Annotated in this window: 19 protein-coding genes and 5 pseudogenes; 13 read left to right on the top strand and 11 right to left on the bottom strand. The window is 59.0% G+C overall.

Features of this window, described 5'->3' with window-relative positions; genetic code table 11:
• Positions 1–37: 37 nt before the first annotated feature.
• From ltrA to PZL22_RS29040, 5 genes and pseudogenes are all read right to left on the bottom strand, one after another.
• On the bottom strand, positions 38–1297 hold the full coding sequence (gene ltrA, locus PZL22_RS29060; RefSeq protein WP_127702034.1) for a group II intron reverse transcriptase/maturase: 1260 nt from the start codon (positions 1295–1297) through the stop codon (positions 38–40).
• Positions 1298–1830: 533 nt separating this feature from the next.
• Positions 1831–2571 (bottom strand): annotated as a pseudogene (locus tag PZL22_RS29055) (IS66 family transposase); the annotation flags it as partial.
• 48 nt (positions 2572–2619) lie between these two features.
• The gene (tnpB, locus tag PZL22_RS29050) at positions 2620–2976 is read right to left on the bottom strand and encodes an IS66 family insertion sequence element accessory protein TnpB (protein ID WP_284718731.1); all 357 of its coding nucleotides are present in this window, start codon (positions 2974–2976) and stop codon (positions 2620–2622) included.
• Entirely contained in the window at positions 2973–3443 is a 471-nt protein-coding gene (tnpA, locus tag PZL22_RS29045; protein WP_127668381.1) for an IS66-like element accessory protein TnpA, read from the bottom strand. Before tnpA ends, tnpB begins: the two co-directional genes overlap by 4 nt.
• Positions 3444–3793: 350 nt before the next feature.
• Positions 3794–5128, bottom strand: coding sequence for an ISNCY-like element ISRm17 family transposase (locus PZL22_RS29040; protein ID WP_284718729.1), 1335 nt, complete (start codon positions 5126–5128; stop codon positions 3794–3796).
• A 650-nt stretch (positions 5129–5778) separates the two neighbouring features.
• Here PZL22_RS29040 and PZL22_RS29035 point away from each other — a divergent pair.
• Positions 5779–7302 carry a calcium-binding protein gene (locus PZL22_RS29035; protein ID WP_324280229.1) on the top strand — a complete coding sequence of 508 codons (1524 nt, stop codon included), beginning with the start codon at positions 5779–5781 and terminating at the stop codon, positions 7300–7302.
• A 418-nt stretch (positions 7303–7720) separates the two neighbouring features.
• Here the strand turns inward: PZL22_RS29035 and PZL22_RS31765 are convergent, their stop codons facing one another.
• A complete protein-coding gene (locus tag PZL22_RS31765) occupies positions 7721–8071 on the bottom strand; it encodes a DUF7884 domain-containing protein (RefSeq protein WP_459178659.1) in 351 nt (116 codons plus the stop codon).
• Between the two features lie 1480 nt (positions 8072–9551).
• Between PZL22_RS31765 and PZL22_RS29030 the strand changes: the two genes are divergently transcribed.
• The 3 genes from PZL22_RS29030 to PZL22_RS29020 all read left to right on the top strand — a co-directional run bounded on the left by PZL22_RS29030 (position 9552) and on the right by PZL22_RS29020 (position 10976).
• Positions 9552–9752 (top strand): type II toxin-antitoxin system VapB family antitoxin, encoded by a 201-nt coding sequence (locus PZL22_RS29030; protein ID WP_013851145.1) that lies wholly within the window; start codon positions 9552–9554, stop codon positions 9750–9752.
• A complete protein-coding gene (locus tag PZL22_RS29025; RefSeq protein ID WP_010968151.1) occupies positions 9749–10132 on the top strand; it encodes a type II toxin-antitoxin system VapC family toxin in 384 nt (127 codons plus the stop codon). Before PZL22_RS29030 ends, PZL22_RS29025 begins: the two co-directional genes overlap by 4 nt.
• 448 nt (positions 10133–10580) lie before the next feature.
• Positions 10581–10976 (top strand): response regulator, encoded by a 396-nt coding sequence (locus tag PZL22_RS29020; RefSeq protein WP_014528244.1) that lies wholly within the window; start codon positions 10581–10583, stop codon positions 10974–10976.
• 286 nt (positions 10977–11262) lie between these two features.
• On the opposite strand, the gene PZL22_RS29015 is transcribed toward PZL22_RS29020, so the two are convergent.
• On the bottom strand, positions 11263–11574 hold the full coding sequence (locus PZL22_RS29015; RefSeq protein ID WP_164843122.1) for a hypothetical protein: 312 nt from the start codon (positions 11572–11574) through the stop codon (positions 11263–11265).
• 332 nt (positions 11575–11906) lie between these two features.
• On the opposite strand from PZL22_RS29015, the gene PZL22_RS29010 reads away from it, so the two are divergent.
• From PZL22_RS29010 to PZL22_RS29000, 3 genes are all read left to right on the top strand, one after another.
• On the top strand, positions 11907–12743 hold the full coding sequence (locus tag PZL22_RS29010; RefSeq protein ID WP_127535252.1) for a TIGR02587 family membrane protein: 837 nt from the start codon (positions 11907–11909) through the stop codon (positions 12741–12743).
• Positions 12740–13186: a TIGR02588 family protein gene (locus PZL22_RS29005; RefSeq protein ID WP_014528240.1), complete on the top strand. Its 447-nt coding sequence runs from the start codon at positions 12740–12742 to the stop codon at positions 13184–13186. Before PZL22_RS29010 ends, PZL22_RS29005 begins: the two co-directional genes overlap by 4 nt.
• A 255-nt stretch (positions 13187–13441) precedes the next feature.
• Positions 13442–14083 carry a DUF433 domain-containing protein gene (locus tag PZL22_RS29000; RefSeq protein WP_234836496.1) on the top strand — a complete coding sequence of 214 codons (642 nt, stop codon included), beginning with the start codon at positions 13442–13444 and terminating at the stop codon, positions 14081–14083.
• Positions 14084–14143: 60 nt separating this feature from the next.
• Here PZL22_RS29000 and PZL22_RS28995 read toward each other — a convergent pair whose 3' ends face one another.
• On the bottom strand, positions 14144–15478 hold the full coding sequence (locus PZL22_RS28995) for an ISNCY-like element ISRm17 family transposase (RefSeq protein ID WP_284718729.1): 1335 nt from the start codon (positions 15476–15478) through the stop codon (positions 14144–14146).
• A gap of 141 nt (positions 15479–15619) precedes the next feature.
• Here PZL22_RS28995 and PZL22_RS31720 point away from each other — a divergent pair.
• The 3 pseudogenes from PZL22_RS31720 to PZL22_RS31710 form a co-directional block, all read left to right on the top strand.
• A pseudogene (locus PZL22_RS31720) lies at positions 15620–15766 on the top strand (DUF433 domain-containing protein); the annotation flags it as partial.
• A pseudogene (locus PZL22_RS31715) lies at positions 15763–15891 on the top strand (DUF5615 family PIN-like protein); the annotation flags it as partial. The pseudogenes PZL22_RS31720 and PZL22_RS31715, both read left to right, overlap by 4 nt.
• An 89-nt stretch (positions 15892–15980) precedes the next feature.
• A pseudogene (locus tag PZL22_RS31710) lies at positions 15981–16084 on the top strand (integrase); the annotation flags it as partial.
• Positions 16085–16369: 285 nt separating this feature from the next.
• Here PZL22_RS31710 and PZL22_RS28985 read toward each other — a convergent pair.
• Positions 16370–16774 carry a MerR family transcriptional regulator gene (locus PZL22_RS28985; RefSeq protein WP_127635039.1) on the bottom strand — a complete coding sequence of 135 codons (405 nt, stop codon included), beginning with the start codon at positions 16772–16774 and terminating at the stop codon, positions 16370–16372.
• A 54-nt stretch (positions 16775–16828) separates the two neighbouring features.
• Between PZL22_RS28985 and PZL22_RS28980 the strand changes: the two genes are divergently transcribed.
• The 3 genes and pseudogenes from PZL22_RS28980 (at position 16829) to PZL22_RS28965 (ending at position 19566) form a co-directional block, all read left to right on the top strand.
• The gene (locus PZL22_RS28980) at positions 16829–17617 is read left to right on the top strand and encodes a glutaredoxin family protein (RefSeq protein WP_127635038.1); all 789 of its coding nucleotides are present in this window, start codon (positions 16829–16831) and stop codon (positions 17615–17617) included.
• 146 nt (positions 17618–17763) lie between these two features.
• A pseudogene (locus PZL22_RS28975) lies at positions 17764–18422 on the top strand (class I SAM-dependent methyltransferase).
• A 793-nt stretch (positions 18423–19215) separates the two neighbouring features.
• A complete protein-coding gene (locus PZL22_RS28965; protein WP_088195959.1) occupies positions 19216–19566 on the top strand; it encodes a DUF2200 domain-containing protein in 351 nt (116 codons plus the stop codon).
• Between the two features lie 169 nt (positions 19567–19735).
• On the opposite strand, the gene PZL22_RS28960 is transcribed toward PZL22_RS28965, so the two are convergent.
• Together PZL22_RS28960 and PZL22_RS28955 are read right to left on the bottom strand one after the other, a co-directional pair.
• Entirely contained in the window at positions 19736–20323 is a 588-nt protein-coding gene (locus PZL22_RS28960; protein WP_014990328.1) for a DJ-1/PfpI family protein, read from the bottom strand.
• 119 nt (positions 20324–20442) lie between these two features.
• Positions 20443–21408, bottom strand: coding sequence for a substrate-binding domain-containing protein (locus tag PZL22_RS28955; RefSeq protein ID WP_013845074.1), 966 nt, complete (start codon positions 21406–21408; stop codon positions 20443–20445).
• Position 21409: the final 1 nt, after the last annotated feature.

The following is a 21409-nucleotide window of genomic DNA, read 5'->3' as shown; positions in this document are numbered from 1 at the left end:
GAACGGTGCGTGAACCTCTCGATTCACACCGCTCCCATCAGGCAAACAGGTTCGTTCCGAACGCCTGCCAGTGTACGAAGAGGCCCCGATTATCTCGAGCAAGTTGCCGCAGGAACTGCGAAGCCCGAGTTTTGTGGAACCGAAAGCGCTTGTACTTTCGCATAATCCAGGCCTTGAGCTTCCGATTGACGTAGTCAGCCAGAGAGAACAGGGCCGAACGACTGAACCGCCCATAATAGGCAATCCATCCCCGGAGGAGCGGATTGATCTGTTTGGCGATTTCAGCCAGCGTCCCCGGCGTTTGCCGCGGAATGTTCAAGCTCTTGATCGTGGCCCGCATCGACTTTAGCGCCGTCGGGCTGGCCGCCGGGGTGTAGCCGCAGAAGAACTCATCCTGCTGCGCCGTCGCCACCTGTCGCGGCCGGAATTGGTATCCAAGAAAGTCAAATTTGACGGTCGGATACCTTTTCCGACGCCGATTATCTTTGCAGTAGACGATCTGGGTCTTGATCGGATGCATCTGAAGTCCGCATGCTGCCAGCCGGGCTTGAAGCGCAGCCTTGAGGGCCTGTGCTTCTTGCTCGGTCCGGCAGTGCACGAGACCATCATCGGCATACCGACACCATGGAAGATCAGGGTGCGTCCGAGTCATCCAGACGTCGAACGCGTAATGCAGGAAGAGATTCGAGAGGATTGGGCTGACCACGCCCCCTTGCGGGGTACCACGTGTGCGCTCAATGACTGCTCCGTTCTTTTCCATGGGCGCGACCAGCCATCTTTCGATGTAGAGCAGAGCCCAGTTGCATTTGACGTGCTTTCTGACCGCCTTCAGCAAGAGATCATGCGGAAGATTGTCAAACAGCCCTTTGATGTCGAATTCCAGAACCCAATCGTACTTCCAGCACCGCTGACGCGTCACCCCAACGGCATCCAGCGCCGATTTTCCCGGCCTGTATCCGTAGGAGTCCGGAAGAAAGAGGGAATCCAAATCCGGCTCAATCATCTGCTTGACCACCATCTGTGCGATCCGATCGCTGACCGTGGGCACACCCAAAACCCTTTCGCCACCAGTCTTCTTCGGAATGGAGACGGCGCGCACCGGCGGCGGAAAGTAGGTCCCGGACGACATCCGATTCCAGATCTTGTAGAGATTTCTCGCAAGGTCTTTCTCGAACATCTCCAAGGTCTCACCGTCCACTCCGGCTGCGCCATGGTTGGCTTTGACCGCTTTGTAAGCTTCGTACACTTGCCGCTTCTCAATTCGAAACGGCTTGTCTGTCGTATCTATCGAAGTCATCCTGTTTCCAGTTGTTCCAAGCAATACGACCACCTGATCCGACCCCTTTGCTCCGACCCCATTACAGGGCCCTCAACGCTCATACGGATCGGTCCGCCCCAGTCTCCTGCATCGGTACTCTCGCCTTGCGGTTTGCTCCGCTTGGGCTTCTCCCTTGGCATCAGGAGCCTGGTTCCTGCAGTTCCGCGTGAAAGCCTGTGTCCGACTCACGCCCCCTCTACGCCGGTCGCCGCCCGCCCGGTCATCAGGCGCCTGGCGGGCTTATCCCAGGATGACGAAACGGTCCTGGTTTCGACGACGCTTGAATTTCTTAACGACGCGTCTTCGGAGGGTTCACTTTCGTTCGTCTTTCGGACACGCACCTGCTCGGATCTCGTCCGAACTTTTCATCCGACGCTCACCACCACGGCTCTTTACCGCAGCAGCTCGGACTGGTTTGAGACCCGCTCCTGAAAGCCGATCCCGGAGGGCCATCCTCCATCATTCACACAGCTTTACGACACAGTGTCAGTTCATACTGAACTCCTTCCGTGCCTCTGCAGCACACTCTCGTCACAAAACACCCTTGGCTGGGAGCGGATGAAGGCGGTAAGCGCATCGTAGAGAAGCTCGAGCCACCAGGCGACCCGCGTCACCCAGGCGCCAAGCGTGCCGCGATCGATGATCACGCCGCAGGAGGCAAGCATCTGCGCCTGGCGATGCAGCGGCAGATGCCAGGCAAACTTCGAAACGGCGATATGGGCTGCAAACGCCGTAGTCACCATGCCGCCGTCCATCACGCGCGCCGGTGCGGGCGCTTGCACAATGACGCTTTCGCAGGCCCGGCATGCATAGCGCGGCCGGATCGTCCGCTTCACCCGGACAACCGCCGGCACGATGTCGAGCGCCTCACTGACGTCCGTGCCGATGCAATGAAGCTCGAACGAGCAGCACGGGCAAATCTTGCTCTCCGGCTCGATGAGCTCTTCATACCGTGGGAGGTGCTTGGGCAAACGGCCGATGTTGCGCGACGGCGATCGCCGCTCCTGTCTTGGCCCTTCAGCCACGGGTGCAACATCGTCATTGGCCGCCTCGGGAATGTCGCTGAGATCGCCAAGCTCGAGCGTCGCCTGCGTCGGGTCGATCGCCGTCATCTTCTCCGATTTCGGTCCAAAGAGCTGACCCTCCAGGAAGGCAACGCGCGCCTTGAGGTCGGCATTCTCCGCATCGAGCGAGAGAATGATCCGGCTCAATTGGGCGGCATCCTGAGGTAAAGGGTCGGGTCGAAGCGGCATGGCTGACCCTAGCACATGATCCTGAATCTTCAAGCAAATCCAATAAGATCAGCCCACTTTCGTCGGCCGCTTTACGACGTTCCGTTTAACCCGAGTCCAGTCGATACCGGCCAGCAAAAGCGAGAACTCTTGGCTACTCATCTGCATCGCGCCATCGCGGATCGGTGGCCAAACGAACTTGCCCGCCTCAAGCCACTTCGTCGCTAGGATCATGCCCGACCCGTCCCAATAAATGCAGCGCAGGCGATCGCACCGCTTGGCGCGGAACACAAACACGTCACCACAGTAGGGATCAGCCGAAAGCGCTGACGCCACCAGCGCAACAAGGCCATTCATGCCGCGCCGGAAGTCGACAGGCTGCGTCGCCACCATGATCTTCACGCCATTCGGCCAAAGTCCGATCACCGGCGTGCTCGCAACGCTGCCACGATCGCCTGCGCCAACTCGGGCGCCACCGAGCCGATCACGGTCATGCGTGCTCCGGCAATCTCGATCTCAATTCGGCCGGAAGCAACGGAAGCGATATCCGACGACGCGCTCTGGGGAGGCGCTCGTTCTCCAACGACGGTCACCGGCACGAACATGGCCTGCTGCGCGCAGGCTTGCACGGATCGTCGAGCGGTCAGCCCGGCTTGGCGGCGCCAGACATTCAGCAAACCACGGTTGACGCCCCAACGCCGGGCAACAGCCGAGATGTTCACGTCGGATTCTGCGCTTTCAGGAAGGATCCGCGCCTTCTCTTCGTCGGTCCAATTCCGCCGCTGTCGTCGACCGGTGATCACCTCGATCCGCCGGTAGACTCCATCATGCCTGGCTTCATCCATGGCTTCATCCATGACTCCAAGCATGGCACCAGCGCGATCTCCAACCATCCCGTTCCACTCCTGCAGATGAAGGAGCTTATCTCGCGGTCTCAATCAGCAAAGAAAAGGTGGGCTGTTCGTCGCGCTCACCGTGCGTCGGCTCGTGGCAATAATCGTGGAGCAGCCACGTTAAAGCCATTTACCTTCGGCTCACGCCTCCGATATAGCTAGTGCCCGTCCATAAACGCCTGTTTTTCAGGGTTTTAGAAGTGTTTTGCTCGCTGAAGCGGTCTTTATTCGCGAGGCGTGATGGCACAGGGCTTGCAGGTTGTGATCGAAGGGCGATTTGGCGGCGATAGGGTCGTGTGGCATCGGCCGGCGCTCGCGGCGTGTTCCGGAACGCGGCGCGATGACCGGCGTTAGGTCGGCCTGAGACGGGCGAAGAGGGCGAGATTGTAGGCGACCACCGAGGACCAGACGTAGGTCTTGAAGTGGTCAAGCCCGCGCCAGGTGCAGCGGGCCAGGCCATAGGTCCGCTTCAGGCAGGAGATGCCGGCCTCGATGCCGGCCCGGAAGTTTCTGAGCTTTCGATACACCCAGCGGCTCCTGACCATGTCTTCGATCCTGAGGCCGCTCTTCTTATGGAAGGCCATGTCGCCTACACCCCAGGCCTTGGCCTGGCGCAGGTTTTCACGGCTTGCATAGCCGCCGTCGGCGGCCGCCTGCCGCGGCGCCTCGCCATAGAAGGCGATGTGGCGCTCCAGTAGGGGCAAGAGCCGCTCGCTGTCGGCTGGATTGCCGGCTTCGATGACGAGATCGAGGATCAGTCCGCTCCTGCCGGTGGTCAGATTGAGCTTATGTCCGTAATCGACGTCGCGGCTGCCCTTGACGATGATGTCGGCATGCGGTTCGAACAGGCTGACAAGCTTCTCGCCGGCCGGCACTGCTTCGCCGGCTAGCACCCGCCGCTCGGTCTGGGCGATGATCTGCGTGATCAGTGGCTGATAGTGGCGAACCTGGGCCTGCCAGAGTTTGCCCGCCGGGCCTGCCGCCAGCGGCAACTGTGCCGCCGCCTGCTGCAGATAATCCAGGGTGTTCCGGGCGATCCTGAGCAGAGCGCGGTAGTGCTGAACCCGTTTCGGGCGACCGCGGGTATACTCGATCACCCGAGCCCGCTTCTTCGCCGCGCGGCAGTGATCGTGCCAGGGAATGGTGCTGCCCAGCGAATCCGCCTGCTGCAGAAGACGAACCATCACCCGCACGCAGTCCCACAAAAGACTGCTGTCGCTTGGTTCGTGGATCAGCGCCGCCGTGACGGTGCTGTCCACACGCACGACCCTGCCGCTTTCCAACCTTTCTTGCCGGGCGCTGGCCAGCAGCATTTTGTTGACCGCTTCCCAGGTGTCCGCCCGGATCGCGCTGATCGTCTTGTGCAAGACCGACTTTTTCGGGCTCCATCCCCATGGCAGCCGGGCAAAGGCCCGGAACGAGGCGGAATCTTCCAGATGAAACGCCAACTCCTCGTAGCTCAACTGGCGGTACTGTTTGAGGAGGGCACAGCGCAGCACCGCCTCCGACGGCAAACCCTGCCGGCCAGTTTCCGTGACCCCCTGTCGGCGCAGATCGGACGTCACCAAATTCAAAAGATCGCGATGGGCGTCCAGCCACTGCGACATCGCCTCCAACTCACGACCGATCTCGTGCTCGGCGAAAAGATCGAATATGCTGCCCTGGACGGTGCGTTCTTGGCGCATTGTCGGCTCCGGCGGTTGCGGGTTTGTCTTTAGAATCAGTGGCTTGATGCTAAAGTGTACCTAAAACCGCCGGGCCTTGCCCGCACAAAAAGCCCGTTTTACGCAATAATTCCAAATACTTGCTGTTTATGGACGGGCACTAGCTAGACTTTCCTCGCTACAGCGGCGTGGACTCCGATCCCGTTTCACAGGCAGGCGTGAGAAGGAGTCCCGAGGGCTGCGCCCAAACATGGGCGACGATCCGGTGAAAATAATTGCTGGCGGTGCGGCCAGCAATCACGACCGAAAACTGGAGAGACTCTGTGGCCCCCGATTCCGCAAAGATGTCGGAAATGAAGAAGCAAGGACGGCAAAAAACTGACGATAAATAGCGCCCTTCCCTACCCCCTTCTTCGACCGAAACCTGCACCTCGATCGATTACAGTTGGTGATATGCTGCCCATGCGCTATCGGATTCTCTCCAGCACCGGCGGGTTAATTCCGCCGCCCGCGCTCGGCGCGCTTTTCCCCTCACTCCAGATACTCAAATATTCAAATTAAAGTACTTTCACTTCATACTTAGATTTGCAGAATATCCAGTGAGAATTGGGAGCTCTATTATTCCCTTCTCGGGATATTATAATTTCCTCTTCACGCTGAGGAGCCCTATTATGGCAAGGATTGTTGGAACGAGTGCCGACGATACTCTGGATGGCATGGCGGAAGGCGACCGGATCTGGAGTCTCGACGGCAATGATGTCGTGGATGGCGGCGCAGGCGACGATGCGCTGACAAGTTCAAGCGGCTTTGACGAGTTCACCGGCGGCGAAGGCAATGATCGGCTGTCGTTCATCGGTGTCGGCGGCGCGGCACGGGGCGGCACGGGGGTCGACACGCTTGTGGGCGATTACGCCGCAATATCCGATGCCTTCCTGTTCGATGGAATGCATGGCCACGCAGCCTTCGGCGATCTGTCGGTTAAGGGAAACCACCTTTATTTCCTCGATATCGAGCGGCTCTCTTTGACGACCGGGATCGGCGATGACAGGATCATTGCCACGGGCTTCAGCTTCGTCAACGTCCATACCGGTGCGGGTGACGACCGTGTCGAAACCGGCATCGGCAATGACCAGATCTATGCTGGCGACGGCCGGGATCTGCTGTTTGGCGGCGGCGGCGACGATTTTATTCACGGCGGTCAGGGCGACGACTACGTCAACGGCGGCAACGACGACGACAGACTCGAGGGGGAGGATGGCAATGACAGTCTTGTGGGCGGTCGTGGCAACGACCGGCTCGACGGCGGCAGCGGCGATGACGACGTCAATGGTGGCGACGGCAACGACTCTCTGACCGGAGGCCTCGGATCGGATACGGTGACGGGCGGTGCCGGGGATGATTACCTGAGCAATAGTTTTGCCGCCGGAGACATACTGCTCGGCGGCGACGGCAATGACACTCTCTCGGCGGGTGGGGAAGACACCGCCTATGGCGGATGGAGTGATCTCTACGGCGGCGCCGGCGATGACAGACTTCACATCTATACGGATGGTTCCTTGGGCGCATTGGACGGCGGCGAAGGTTTCGACCGAGCGAGCATCGCCCTCGATGATGTGCCCGCCGGCTTCGTTCTCGATGCGTCGCGTTTTGGCTCGATCGAGGAGTTCAACATTACCGTTAAATCCGCCTATCGAGGCGTTCACCTCTCTGGCGGGAATGGCAACGACAGGCTCTTCTGTTTTGATACCTACAGGGAAGGTCCCAGCGGAAACGATGTTTTGAACGGGCGCAACGGCGATGACATACTCGTCGGCGGCAGTGGAGCAGATAGTCTGCTGGGCGGGGATGGCAACGACTCGCTGAGTGGCGAATATCACTCGGACAGGCTGCTCGGCGGCGCCGGCGCAGATCTTTTGACAGGTGGATCCGATGCCGACACGTTCATTTGGGACGAAGCCTCTGTCCGCAATGACAGGAGCGTCGATCGGATCACCGACTTCCGCGGCGGGGACGGTGATGTGCTTCTATTCCGCGGCTTTGGCGGTATTGAGTTTCGCGACTTCGAAAGCTTCCTCGCCGCCTCCCGTGACACGCCCGAGGGGGTTTACGTCACTTTCGATGGCGACGCCCACGGGATATTGATCCAGAATACCCTGCTCGCTGATCTCTCGGCGGCGGACGTCTTCTTCGCCTGAGCACAGGCGTCGCCCTTCCCGAAAGCCCGGCGCCTTCCTACAATGACTATCTCAGAAATGAAGGCGAGGAGCGCCTTGGAATCGATTATCGCCAGTGCGCCTGATTCGTTCCGTCTGCGTATCGTTGCACCTCTTGGGAGCGCTTGACCGCCCCAAACCGAGAACGCGCTAGCCGTGCCCGACGATACATTATGCGATCTTTCGAGCCAGAACGTGAACATCCTCGCAACAAAGCCGGGCATAGGGCTCGTGAAGGACCGCTCCGTTCGGCGCGAGACAGTCATCGAAAGCAGGCACAGCGAATGGCCGATTTAATCCCCTCTGGGGCACCGGGCGGCCCGGTGGCCTGACTGGCATCAATCGATGCCCGGGTGGTAATTGACCCTGCCTGATCAACATCCTGCAACCCTTCTTTAATCTACACGCGTGTGCCCGTAGCCCTTCGGCAGGTGCTTCCATCTGCAGACGAAACCGCCGCCCAAGGAAGATATAGTCTCGGGATGACTGCCGCCTTCAGTGGCGTTGAGTGCAAGGAAGTCGAGAACGAAAACAGATCGCTTCGAGCCGGCTCCACGTCCCCATCCATGTATGCTTCGCCAAGCGCAAGGGCCGGATTGAGCAAAAGCCGTCTCATTGCTCCCTGGGTCCTAATCGCGACCGCTGGGAAGGGTCCTTCGCCTGTTCCAAACTCCCGTATACGTCCGTCCGGGAATGTGACCGTCAAGGTGCCGATTTTTACCAATCGAGAGAGCGCGTTTTCAAATAGCATCGGTTGACTCTTGTTGACTGTGCGCATCCGACAGCAGCCAGAGCAACGAGAGATAAAGGTTTAGAGCTGTAGAGGTGCAGAAGGCCGCGCTTGTACCGTCCATGGTCAAACCGATGCATCGATGCCAGTCGGCCCAAAGATGTCAAAGCGGGGTAGCGACGCTATCCCAGGAGCTCAAATTGCAAAGACTGATCCAAGGCGATACGGGTCGTGAGAGCTGCAATGTGGCGGGCATGCAGGCGCGCTGCGACCAGCTGACTCAGGCTGGGACCTGCCATCCCATAGCGGCCCGCATGATAGACTTCGTTGTCCGCACGTATGCGATAGGGCAGCTCCGCAGTGAGGAAACCGAGTTTCATCATTTCATAGGCTAAGGCTAGTTCCTTGCGCCGATCTTCAAGGTCGACTGGCTCGGCCCCGGCACGAAGAATACGGAGCCCAGCTTGCCAACAAAATGTTTGTATTCAATAATTCGCCAGCCCGTTTCAGGAAGTACACCGCGCGAGCTGCATCATTCCGACCGTGGAGGAGAAGCAGGACACAATCAAAGTCGAGTAGATCTTCCAATTGCACGAATTCGCAAGTGCGCCATTCACGTTCAGGCTGCCCGTCTACGGCACATAAGCCTGCGAGCTCCTTTGTGGAGACGATGGCTCCACCCTGGTTGGCTCCTTCCTCTGCCGAAACGGCTACCGCACCCATGAACCTTGATGTGGTGGCTGTGAGAAGCAAAATCTTCGCGGGCATCCGTTGCCCTTCTTCGACTGATCAAAGCTGAATTGTTGTGGTGCGCCGGTCGAGGCGACCCTCGAAAGGCGCAGGCCCTCGACCGCGCGACGTACATAAGTTCCTGGCGGCTGCATTCGCCACAGCTTAAACGTGTAGGGCCAAGAACATCCCGATATTGGCGGAGAATGTTCGAAACGAGTTCTCGCAAGTGACTGAATTCAGTTTGCTTCGCCGCAGCTACTTCATTTGAGGATTCGTCTGCGAGATCCTGTCCGGAAATGTACGCGATGAGTCTGAAATCGTCCCAATAGACCCATTTAAGACAAAACTGCTGCGTGCTTTAATCCTGTCAGCATCTTTTCGGACAAGGAGCAGCCGATGACCATTCAATCTATCCGGTCGATCCGAGCTTAATATCACCTTGATTTCGCGCCACCGCTGCCGACGACAGAAGAGGCCTTTCGAAATCGACGTCTCACCGTATAAACTCCAAGCAGGATTTTTGTGCCTAAGTTCGGCCCAAGGTCCTGCAAGCCGGCCCTGCGTTGAATCTAGAGCCCCCGGAATGACTGATCCAGCAGCTTCGAAGGCAGTGGACGAAAGCCGTGTCAATCACTTGAGTGGAATCGAACCCTCGGCCCCTAGCCAGTCTTAAGCTTGTGCGGCCGATGCGGTCGCTAAGACGGCCGATTCAGGCGTAGATTTCTTCACCAAATGGTGCTATTTGTAACACTAAAGCTAGGAACCGACGATGCGATCGACTATCAACCTCGACGACACTCTCATGGAAAGGGCTAAGTCCCTAACCGGCACAAAAGAAACCGCCGCTCTGGTCCGCCAGGCATTGGAGACGCTTGTTCGTGTGGAGTCAGGAAAACGCCTCATCGCGCTCGGGGGAACTATGCCGGATGCGGAAGCAGCTCCACGCCGCCGGAGCGCAGCTGCCAAGTGATTCTTGCCGACACTTCAATCTGGATTGATCATTTCCGGCATACCGATGCCGAGCTGCGTAGGATTATTGAGGACGATCGTCTCCTCTGCCATCCGGCCGTGATCGGAGAGCTTGCACTTGGCAGCCTTCGGGAACGCAGTAGCGTGATAGCATTCCTGATGGCTCAGCGCGAAGCACTCGTCGCAACGCACCAGGAGGTCATGATGATGATCGATCGCCACGCCATTTTTAGCATGGGGATTGGCTACACGGATGCCCATTTGCTGGCCTCGGTTCTCCTCGATCAGCGAATGGCTTTGTGGACGAGAGACAAGCGTTTGCAGGCAGCGGCCGAAAAGGCGGGGGCGTCGCTGCACACCCCCGCCCATACGCGGAACTGAACACTAAATAAAAGGCCATGGCCGTTGCTCTTGCTGGTCAACCGGTCGAGCCACACGGCGCAAAATTCCGGTTGATACATTATGCGATCGGTTGAGCACAGAACGGGAACATGCGCGGCAAGTAAAAGATTTACCAAGTATTCCAGTCCAGTATGCATAATCCACACATGACAACCTTGAGGCGCCGAGCTAGACTAGGGCAAGATGGCGCTTGGACGTGTTCGACGGGGTTCACCGGCAGCCGTTGGTGTTTGCGAGAAGCAACGCGACGCGAAGGTACACCGAAGCTCGAGACGTATCCCATCTGTTGCACTTCCATGACGCGCTGCCGCGCGAACATCCAGTCTGGCCTGACCAGCAACCTGAGCAGGCGCCGAATTCAGTCACATTAAGGGAACCGTTTGCCAAACCGCGCGTTCACGGGAACCATATTCTCGGGGGACATGCATTGGAATCGGTGACCATATTGCTCGCAGAAGACGAGACTCTCCTGCTGTTGGACTTCGAAGACGCGCTTAAAGAGGCCGGGTTCATGGTTCTGGCGGTGACTAGCGGCAAGAAGGCAGTCGAGCACTTGAAAGCCGCAGAGTCCTCCATTGCTGGAATAGTCACGGACATCCGCTTCGCGGAATCCCCGAGCGGTTGGGACGTCGCCCGCATTGCAAGGGAGATCGACCCTGAGATGCCGGTCGTCTACATCAGCGGGGACAGTGCTCCCGATTGGGCCTCTCAAGGCGTTCCTAAGAGTATCATGATCGAAAAGCCTTTCGTCATGTCACAAATGATCGTAGCAATTTCGCAGTTGCTAAATGACAGGAGGGCAGGAGCCGCAGCTTTTGAATAACTTGGGGGCTAACCTTCACGAGGAGGCTTTTCGCCTCTGTCCTGTGACAGGATCCGCGACCCGCATGCACGGCGTGTGGACTGCCGATTCGACTCGGCTTCCGGTCGCCCCGCATTCTGCCTCGGCCGCTTCACCAACGCTCCTACCGCAAATTTGGTTGCCGCCCATGAAACGGACGAATGGCATATCGTCATCGAGGCCCTCGTTCAGTGGCCTGGCAGCTGTACCGCCTCAGCACGGTAGACGTTCCACCTTGCCATTGCTACAGAGCGATCCTGACAGAATCTTATGCCTCATCATCGCCGTTGCCCCCGCTACTCTGCGACAGAACCTGTACGAGTCGGTCGCAGTCTGCATTTTGACCTGCAAGCAGGCTTGCCGGGTCAATGTTTCCTACGCTGACCCCGACAGCATTCGCAGCTGCCCATCCCCAATCTTCCTGGGCGCGTTGGAGAAGCCTTGGAGCTTCGGCAGCGACGCAGGCGCGTCCTGCCTGGACAATCTCGGTTGACGGGACACCTCGAAGGCGCTCGGATATTTCCGCCTGCAGCGGACCGACGACAAGGATGGCAAACAGATAGCTGATGAATTCCGACACTGCATTCTCCGGGCTGGTTTCGGGAGAGATATGGGGATCGCTGCAGAATAAAACCATAGATCGGCGCCGCGCGACCTAAACGGCTCAAGCGGCGGAAGGATACTCTCCCAGGATAATGCGCACCCCCTTACCAAGGGAGGCCCGGTCCCCCGGCGAGTTGAAGGTCCGATCCCGTGCGGCTGCTTGGGCGCGAGGATGGAACGACCAACGAAGCGCAGCGATCGAAGTTGCACGCGATGTGGCGGAACAAGATCGCGCAGCAGACATTGTTTCCCCACTTGATCCCAGCCGCCGAGGCTGGTGGTCGAACTACATCGTGAACGGGGGGCGACGTGACGCCAGCTGAAGTAGTCGTCGGTCCGACGCCGCGCGAGTTCTGGATTGGTCTTGGCCGCGCGTTCGCCGGAGCATTGATCTTCGCAGTGCCTGTACTGATGACGATGGAAGCTTGGGCTCTGGGCTTCCACCTTCACCCCTTGCGCCTTGCGCTATTGCTAGTAGCCACCGTTCCCACCCTGGTGCTGCTGCACAAATATGGTGGCTTTCGCAAGTCAGTAGGGCTGCGTGATCGAATCGCGGACGCATTCGTGGCCCTTCTTGTGGCCGCTATAGCTGCGTCGGCGATTCTCGTTACCTTTGGCATCGTGGACGCAGACATGCCGTTGCGGGAGATCGTCGGGAAGGTTGCCGTGCAGATTGTCCCCGGCAGCTTGGGCGCATCGCTGGCCCGGGCCCAATTGGGTCCAAGTCCATTGGAGGGGGATGCCGTTCCGGAGCCCGCCTATGCGGGAGAATTGTTCCTGATGGTGGTCGGAGCGCTGTTTCTGTCAGTGAACATCGCACCGACCGAAGAGGTTATCCTTATCGCCTACAAGATGAACCCCTGGCACGAAATTGCTCTGGCGCTAGGCACCCTGGGCCTAATGCATGTCTTCGTCTATGAACTCGAATTCCGCGGTACGCACAATCCAGAACCGGGCGCCGGGTTTGTCAACATCTTCTTTCGTTATACGATCGTCGGCTACTGTCTGGTGATGCTCGTGAACTTCTACATCCTTTGGACTTTCGGCAGAACTGATGGTGTCGGTTTTTCGGAGACGCTCAGCGCTGTCGTGGTCCTATCCTTCCCAGGCGCACTTGGCGCGGCGGTAGCGAGGCTCATTCTGTGAACAAGGGCTCCACAAAAGCCAAAAGGCAAGAGAACTCTCGCTCCGAAAACGAGGAACCCACGCGAAAGCCGGGGACCTCCATCGCGGAGTGGATCGTGGCAGGAGTAAGCTGCCTGGCCCTGCTTGCAGTCCTAGGCTACCTCATCCGCGACGGCTTAAGCGGACGTAACGGGGCCGCCGATATCATTGTGCTGCCGACCGAGGTCACGGCCATGAACGATGGTTACGTGGTCGAGTTCGCCGCCAACAATCGTGCAGGAAAATCGGTTGCTGCGGTCGAGATCAAGGGTGAACTTCGCGATGGCGAAGAGGTGGTCGAGGAGAGCGGTGTCACGATTGACTATATTCCACAAAAATCGGAGAGGAAGGGCGCACTGATCTTTCGAAGTGATCCGGAGGGCTACGAGCTGCGAATTTTTGCGAGTGGATACAGTGAGCCTTGACCAGCAGGACTGCGATGAGCTTGTTCTGCGGTTCGGGTGGCCGCAGAAGGTCGGTTATTCATCTGTTTTCACGAGACCTGGCGCAAGGCAAAGTCCCGGCCGGACACGGCCTCGATCGCCTCAGCAGAACGGCTTGCGATAGCTCCACGCTACTTCGGGCGACTTCGATGCAGCGGTGCATCGGCATCGATCATTTCCGACGGCGATGGTGGCCGCAAGCGAGATCGACCGCGAAGATATAATATGGAGGCTCACATGCCCGCGGTTGCGGAAATGCTGAAGGCGAGCGAGGCCGCCGTTGTCTCACGTGTGAGCCTACGCGACATCAATCGCGTTATCGATGAGCACATCCTGCCAGACGCCTTCGTTTCGCTCGACAATGGCCGCCACGTCCTGGCGGGGGCCTGTTCACTCATCGCCTTCTATTCTGAGAGCGCGAGCCGCCTGACGTCGGAGGAGCGACTGTTTGCCATCCGCACCGCAGAGGTCCGACTGGCAAAAGCGCGCACACTCCCCTGGGCGGCCCTGTTGCGCGAGGACTGGACCGTGCAGCACGAGTTTTTGACGATCGATCTTATGCCCTTTATGAGAAGTGCGAGCGAACGGCTGGACGACCTTGCCGCAGCGCGAGAAATCGTCACAGCCTCACCCGACGTCCTTGGCGGCACGCCTGTCATCCGCGGCACCCGCGTTCCGGTCTATGATGTTGCCGCATCCGTAGCTGCTGGTGATTCGGTTGAGCGCATCCTGGAAGCCTGGCCTAGCCTAGTGCCCGTCCATAAACGCCTGTTTTTCAGGGTTTTAGAAGTGTTTTGCTCGCTGAAGCGGTCTTTTTTCGCGAGGCGTGATGGCACAGGGCTTGCAGGTTGTGATCGAAGGGCGATTTGGCGGCGATAGGGTCGTGTGGCATCGGCCGGCGCTCGCGGCGTGTTCCGGAACGCGGCGCGATGACCGGCGTTAGGTCGGCCTGAGACGGGCGAAGAGGGCGAGATTGTAGGCAACCACCGAGGACCAGACGTAGGTCTTGAAGTGGTCAAGCCCGCGCCAGGTGCAGCGGGCCAGGCCATAGGTCCGCTTCAGGCAGGAGATGCCGGCCTCGATGCCGGCCCGGAAGTTTCTGAGCTTTCGATACACCCAGCGGCTCCTGACCATGTCTTCGATCCTGAGGCCGCTCTTCTTATGGAAGGCCATGTCGCCTACACCCCAGGCCTTGGCCTGGCGCAGGTTTTCACGGCTTGCATAGCCGCCGTCGGCGGCCGCCTGCCGCGGCGCCTCGCCATAGAAGGCGATGTGGCGCTCCAGTAGGGGCAAGAGCCGCTCGCTGTCGGCTGGATTGCCGGCTTCGATGACGAGATCGAGGATCAGTCCGCTCCTGCCGGTGGTCAGATTGAGCTTATGTCCGTAATCGACGTCGCGGCTGCCCTTGACGATGATGTCGGCATGCGGTTCGAACAGGCTGACAAGCTTCTCGCCGGCCGGCACTGCTTCGCCGGCTAGCACCCGCCGCTCGGTCTGGGCGATGATCTGCGTGATCAGTGGCTGATAGTGGCGAACCTGGGCCTGCCAGAGTTTGCCCGCCGGGCCTGCCGCCAGCGGCAACTGTGCCGCCGCCTGCTGCAGATAATCCAGGGTGTTCCGGGCGATCCTGAGCAGAGCGCGGTAGTGCTGAACCCGTTTCGGGCGACCGCGGGTATACTCGATCACCCGAGCCCGCTTCTTCGCCGCGCGGCAGTGATCGTGCCAGGGAATGGTGCTGCCCAGCGAATCCGCCTGCTGCAGAAGACGAACCATCACCCGCACGCAGTCCCACAAAAGACTGCTGTCGCTTGGTTCGTGGATCAGCGCCGCCGTGACGGTGCTGTCCACACGCACGACCCTGCCGCTTTCCAACCTTTCTTGCCGGGCGCTGGCCAGCAGCATTTTGTTGACCGCTTCCCAGGTGTCCGCCCGGATCGCGCTGATCGTCTTGTGCAAGACCGACTTTTTCGGGCTCCATCCCCATGGCAGCCGGGCAAAGGCCCGGAACGAGGCGGAATCTTCCAGATGAAACGCCAACTCCTCGTAGCTCAACTGGCGGTACTGTTTGAGGAGGGCACAGCGCAGCACCGCCTCCGACGGCAAACCCTGCCGGCCAGTTTCCGTGACCCCCTGTCGGCGCAGATCGGACGTCACCAAATTCAAAAGATCGCGATGGGCGTCCAGCCACTGCGACATCGCCTCCAACTCACGACCGATCTCGTGCTCGGCGAAAAGATCGAATATGCTGCCCTGGACGGTGCGTTCTTGGCGCATTGTCGGCTCCGGCGGTTGCGGGTTTGTCTTTAGAATCAGTGGCTTGATGCTAAAGTGTACCTAAAACCGCCGGGCCTTGCCCGCACAAAAAGCCCGTTTTACGCAATAATTCCAAATACTTGCTGTTTATGGATGGGCACTAGCCTAGACGCGGAGAAGATAAGGCTCGCCTCTATCCACGCGGAAGCGAACCCGTTGCGCGGCCGGCCCCGCCTCTCCGGCGACATTCCCGAAGGCTCGGTCATCGTCACGGATCGTCGCGTCCCCCGTCGAAGGAAGACTGGATGAAGTTTCTGATCGATGAGTGCCTCAGTCCTCAATTGGCAAAAATGGCAATCGAAAAGGGCCACGGCGACACAAGCCACGTCGTCTGGATCAAAATGGGCGGCCTGAAGGACTGGGAGCTCAAACCGAACATTCTCGAAGGCGACTGGACGTTTGTCACGAAGAACTCGGTCGATTTCCAGGGACCAAACACAAGCCGGGCACCAAGGGACAATATCCCGAAGCGGTGCAGCAGTCGCTGACAAGTCGGTGAACCAGGCCGCGCGCTACTACAATGATGCGGAGCGAAAGTTTGGCAGAGCGGCACGTCTGTTCGTCTGACCTGGCACAGCGCTATCGGACAACCCGGCGCTCTGTTCCTCACAGGTACCGCCGAGAAAATATGTGGATCCTCTATTCTGTCGACACGGCCCGCCAATCAGATCGCGAAGATAGCGGCCGGCGAGTTGACATGCCCAGCTCTCGCCAGATTGCATGCAATACGGATGTTCTCGATTTGAAGAGAAGCGAAGACGCTCGAAACAGCCTGATGGTCGAAATCAAAGAGGCCATGGAAGGCTGCGATACGCTAGGCCCGATTCCCTCCGCGGCCGACCTGATCCGAGCTCAAATTCCAAAGGAAGCCAGGATGGGACACGGTCCGGTCTTGTCCTCTGCGCATTCAGAGACCAGCTTACGAAGTGCTTCCCGGGCGCGATTAAGCTCTCCAATCCTGGCATCCAGCTGCTCAAGCTTCTTCTTCGCCAGTTCCCGTGCAGCCGAGCGGTTGTGCCCGGCATCCAGTGCCAGAAGCTGCCCGATCTCCTCAAGCGTGAAACCGGCCGCCTGCGCCTGTTTTATGAAAAGTAGTCGGCGCACGTCTTCGCCTCCATAGCGGCGCACGCCTTCTAACCGCTTCGGCGTCGCCAGCAGGCCCTTGCGCTGGTAGAAACGGATGGTTTCAACACCCACGCCTCCGGCAGCCGCAAGTTTTCCGATCGTCAGTTCTTGAAGGCCTTGACTCTGTACCATGCTACGGAACTTATAGTCCTGCCAACGATTTCACAAGAACAAGGAGATGTGAAAATGTTGGACAGGACCATTCCGCATAATCTCGCCAGGAAGGCCGTCCTGTACCGGATGGTAATGCCAGGCCACACCTGCCCCTACGGATTGAAGACGAAGGATCTGCTGCAGCGGTCGGGCTACGAGGTGGATGATCATCACCTGACCACCCGCGAGGAGACGGACGCCTTCAAGGCGCAGCACGACGTGCCGACGACGCCTCAGGTCTTCATTGATGGCAAGCGGGTCGGGGGCTACGACGATTTGCGTCGTTTTCTCGGGAAACCCGTTGCCGATCCGAAGGCGACTACGTACCGCCCGGTTATCGTTTTGTTCACGCTGACCGCACTCACGGCGATGGCGGCGAGCCATGCCGTCAACGGAACTCCATTTACTTTGCGCGCCGCCGAATGGTTCATCGCCTTTTCGATGGTGGTTTTGGCGATGATGAAACTCCAGAACGTCGAGAGCTTTGCGACGATGTTCTTGAACTATGACCTCCTGGCAACGCGCTGGGTTCCATACAGCAACATTTATCCCTATGCCGAGGGATTGGCTGGTGTGCTCATGGTGGCAGGCGCTCTGAACTGGTTGTCTGTCCCAGTCGCGATGTTCATCGGTACGGTAGGGGCTGTTTCGGTCTTCAAGGCGGTTTACATCGACAAGCGTGAACTGAAGTGCGCCTGCGTCGGGGGATCGAGCAACGTCCCCCTTGGTTTCATCTCGCTTACCGAAAACCTAATGATGATCGCGATGGCAGTCTGGATGGCCGCTGGGAGCATTGGGCTCATAGCAACCCACGCTATGTAACGCAGCGCGATGCAAACGCGGCCGATGAACGTGCGGGGCTCCGAGAGTGGCTTACCGGCGCATTCTACGAAGAACGATGCGTTCCGCCTATCGGCGCGGTTTGCCATAAACCATGATCTCAGGGAGAGTACTAGCGGAGAAGAACCATGGGCATCTATCGGGACGTGATCTTGCCGAGGCTATGCGATCTCTCGATGCGCAACGAACGTCTGCGCCCCTACCGTGAGCGCGTGATCGGCGCCGCGCAGGGGCGCGTTCTGGAAATCGGCGTCGGCTCTGGCTTGAACCTCCCGTTTTACGGCCCTGTGGTGGGTGAAGTTCTGGCGCTCGAGCCGTCCGCGGGTCTTGTGGCGATGGCCCGCGAAGCCCCGCGTCCCGACTGGCCCGTCAGCTTCATCGACGCGTCTGCCGAGGCCATACCGCTCGATGACAAGAGCGTCGATACCGTCGTGACTACTTGGACCCTATGCACGATTCCGGACGCGGCCGCAGCGCTGACGGAAATGCGCCGCGTACTCAGACCTGGCGGAAAACTGCTGTTTGTTGAACACGGCCTTGCGCCCGACCGCGGGGTACGTTGGTGGCAGGATACTCCACGCCTGTCTGGCGGCGGATCAGCGGCGGCTGTCATCTCAATCGTCCGATCCGGTCAATGATCGAATGCGGCGGTTTCCGAATCGAGCGGGTCGAGACCGGACACATGCAGGGACCGAAGCCCATGACGTTCATGTACGAAGGCAGCGCCCGCCCGGAGTCATGCGCACCGCCGAGGTCACCCGGCTCGGCGGTGCGGGCCTCTATCTAGGTAATACCCTCTACCGCATTCCTGGTTCGAACGAGCCGGAAAGTGTCAGGCGCTCCTCATCGTCAGGCTGCTTCCGCATGACGAACGAGGACGTCCTCAGACCTCTACAAAAGGGTGAAGATCGGGGCGAAACTGGTCGTCCTCTAGATACTTTGCCCAGCGGTTCCAGATGGAGGCGGCCGTTAGACATACCACCCGTTGCGAATTGAAGAGCCAACCGCTCCTGAAAACGCTGGAGTGTAAGGGGTGCGGGAAAAATTGATCCATTGGTGGGCTTTAATGGCGCGAGATGAGTGCATATGGCGCAAAGGGAGGATTAGCCCACCTTGCTACTTATCTGTACTCCATTCAACGCTAGATCCCATGATTTTAGGTCGAGTCGGCCCGGTGGCACGCAAGACTTCCGATCGGGTCATGACGACCTTCACCGGCCGCTCGCCAGCCTTGCGCGACCCGGCGGTATCGCATCTGGGACGGGTGTGGTCGGCAGAGCCCGCCCGGATAGCAGGAGCATCCGGCTTGATCGCATCATCGACCTCGATGACATGCAGTAGTGGCTCATAATGCACACGGATCAACCGGGCGGCATCTTGCGCCAGCAACGCCGAGGCCGCAAGGGCTGCACCTGCGTCGTCGCTTCGTCCCTGGCTTGTTCAAACCTCAGGCAAGGCGCGACATGGCGGCTTGAATGGCAGGGGCCCCCGGAACCTTAAATCTCAAGGCATTGGACTCGGATAAGCAGAAGGACAAATCAGTTATCAATCACTGTCTCGCGAAACCCTGAGGAGGACACATGGAGAAACATCGCATCTATTCGGTCAGCGTCGCGAGCGTCTATCCGCACTATGTCGCCAAGGCGGAGAAGAAAGGACGCACGAAGGCGGAGGTCGATGAAATCATCTGTTGGCTGACGGGATATGGCCCACAGGCCCTGGACGACCAGCTGGCGAAGAGCACCAGCCTCGAGAACTTCTTTGCGCAAGCACCTCGGATGAATCCCTCCCGCTCGTTGATCACAGGGGTGATCTGCGGCGTCCGCGTGGAAGAGATCCAGGATACGACTATGCGGGAGATCCGTTACCTGGACAAACTGATCGATGAACTCGCGAAGGGGAAAGCGATGGACAAAATCCTGCGAAAGTAATCAGCCGCGTTTCAGATTATGGATCACGCGTTCGACAGTCAGGAGCGACGTCCGGTCGAGCCACCGCTCCTGCTACAGCAGAGCGCACGTCACCCGATTGGCTTTGGCAGCAATCTCCCTCGGGCCGACCACCCGAGGGCACGCCGTCGTCGATCTCACCCTCAATCCATTACGTGTGGGTGATCTTCGTGCCGAGCACGTTCAGGCACTCGCGCATGAATGCGGCAAGGCCCGTCCACCCCTTCGCCGAGACCATGTTGCCGTCGACATAGGCCCCGGTGGGCTCCACGTCGATGTAGGTCCCACCAACAGCTGTCACCTCTGGCTCGCAGGCGCCAAGGCCGGCGACCTTGCGGCCCTTCAGCACGCCAGGCACAGCCATGAGGATCTGGACGCCATGGCAGATCGTAAAGATCGGCTTGCCCGTGTCGTGGAAATGCCGGACCATGTCCTGAACGCGTTTGTCGGTGCGGATATATTCCGGGCCGCGTCCGCCCGCCGCATAGACGGCGTCATACTCCTCAGGCCGCACCTCGGAAAAGGTCTTGTTGATGTCGGCATAATGGCCGAGCTTCTCCGTGTAGGTCTGGTCGCCCTCGAAGTCGTGCAAAGAGGTCTTGATACGGTCGCCCGCCTTTTTGTCTGGGCAGACGACGTGCACCGTGTGGCCGACGGCCTCCATGCCCTTCTGGAAAACGTAGATTTCGTACTCTTCGGTGAATTCGCCGGTCAGCATGAGGATCTTCTTGCCGGTCATGTCATATCTCCTGTTGCCTTAGATAAGTTGAGACGCGGAATGCGGGTGGAAACCTCACATATTTTTCCTCACCCCGCTCTCGTGTTTGATCGATGCTCGGCCATTGGGCCGGGTGAGACTCAGAATGGGGAATCGGGGAAGTAGAACTGGTCGGCGTTCTCCGGAGTGATAAGCGGTGCACCGAGCAGGAACGAACCGCGCATAGGCGCCTGACCAGCGAATTGTGCCGCTGTCATATAGATGGCCGACTTGATCATCGACGGCGGATAGGGTGTCGAGACCGGTGTGCGCTCGTTGCCTTCCTTCACCATTTCGATGACTTGCTTCATGCCGTTGCCCCCGAGCGCATATTTGATGTCCTTGCGGCCCGCACGGTCGACGGCCTCGATAACGCCGAGCAACATGTCGTCATCGTTGGCCCAGACGGCGTCGATCTTCGGGTACTTTGCAAGATAGTCCTGCATGAGCTTGAAGGCTTCGTCCTGGTTCCAGTTGGCGTATTGGATATCGAGGATCTTGATGTTCGTCTTGTCGATGACGTCCGAGAAGCCTTTGATGCGTTCGTCGTCGATCACGGTCGGGATGCCGCGCAAGACGACGATCTCGCCTTCCCCGCCAAGTTTGTCGGAAAGCCAGCGCGCGGTATTGGCACCCACGGCGATGTTGTCGCCAGCGACATAGAGGTCCTGGATGGTCGGGTCGGTGAGGCCACGGTCGACCACGGAAATGAAGGTGCCGTTTTTCTTGATCTGCTCGACCGGTCCTGTCAGTTCCTCCGACGTAAACGGCAGAATGACCAGCGCGTCGAGCTTCCGGGTCGCCGACAGGTCTTCAAGCGCGGAGACCTGAGCGGTCGCCGATGACGCGGTCGACAGCACGACGTCTACATTCGGAAACGCGGCCTCGACCTCTTTCTCAGCCTGTTCCGCATGGTAGACGACTCCTCCCGTCCATCCATGCGTTGCGGCCGGAATCGACACGGCGACAATCCTCTTCTCCTGGGCCTGAGCGGTGCCCAGTGGCTGAGCCAGGACCAGGGTAGCCGTCGATAACAAGAGTCCAGCCTTGCGGATAATAGACTTCATT

It is taken from the genome of Ensifer meliloti (genome assembly GCF_030064585.1).
Lineage (GTDB): Bacteria > Pseudomonadota > Alphaproteobacteria > Rhizobiales > Rhizobiaceae > Sinorhizobium > Sinorhizobium meliloti.
Note: the sequence above shows the minus strand (reverse complement) of the source record. Positions and strands in the feature narration are given on the sequence as shown.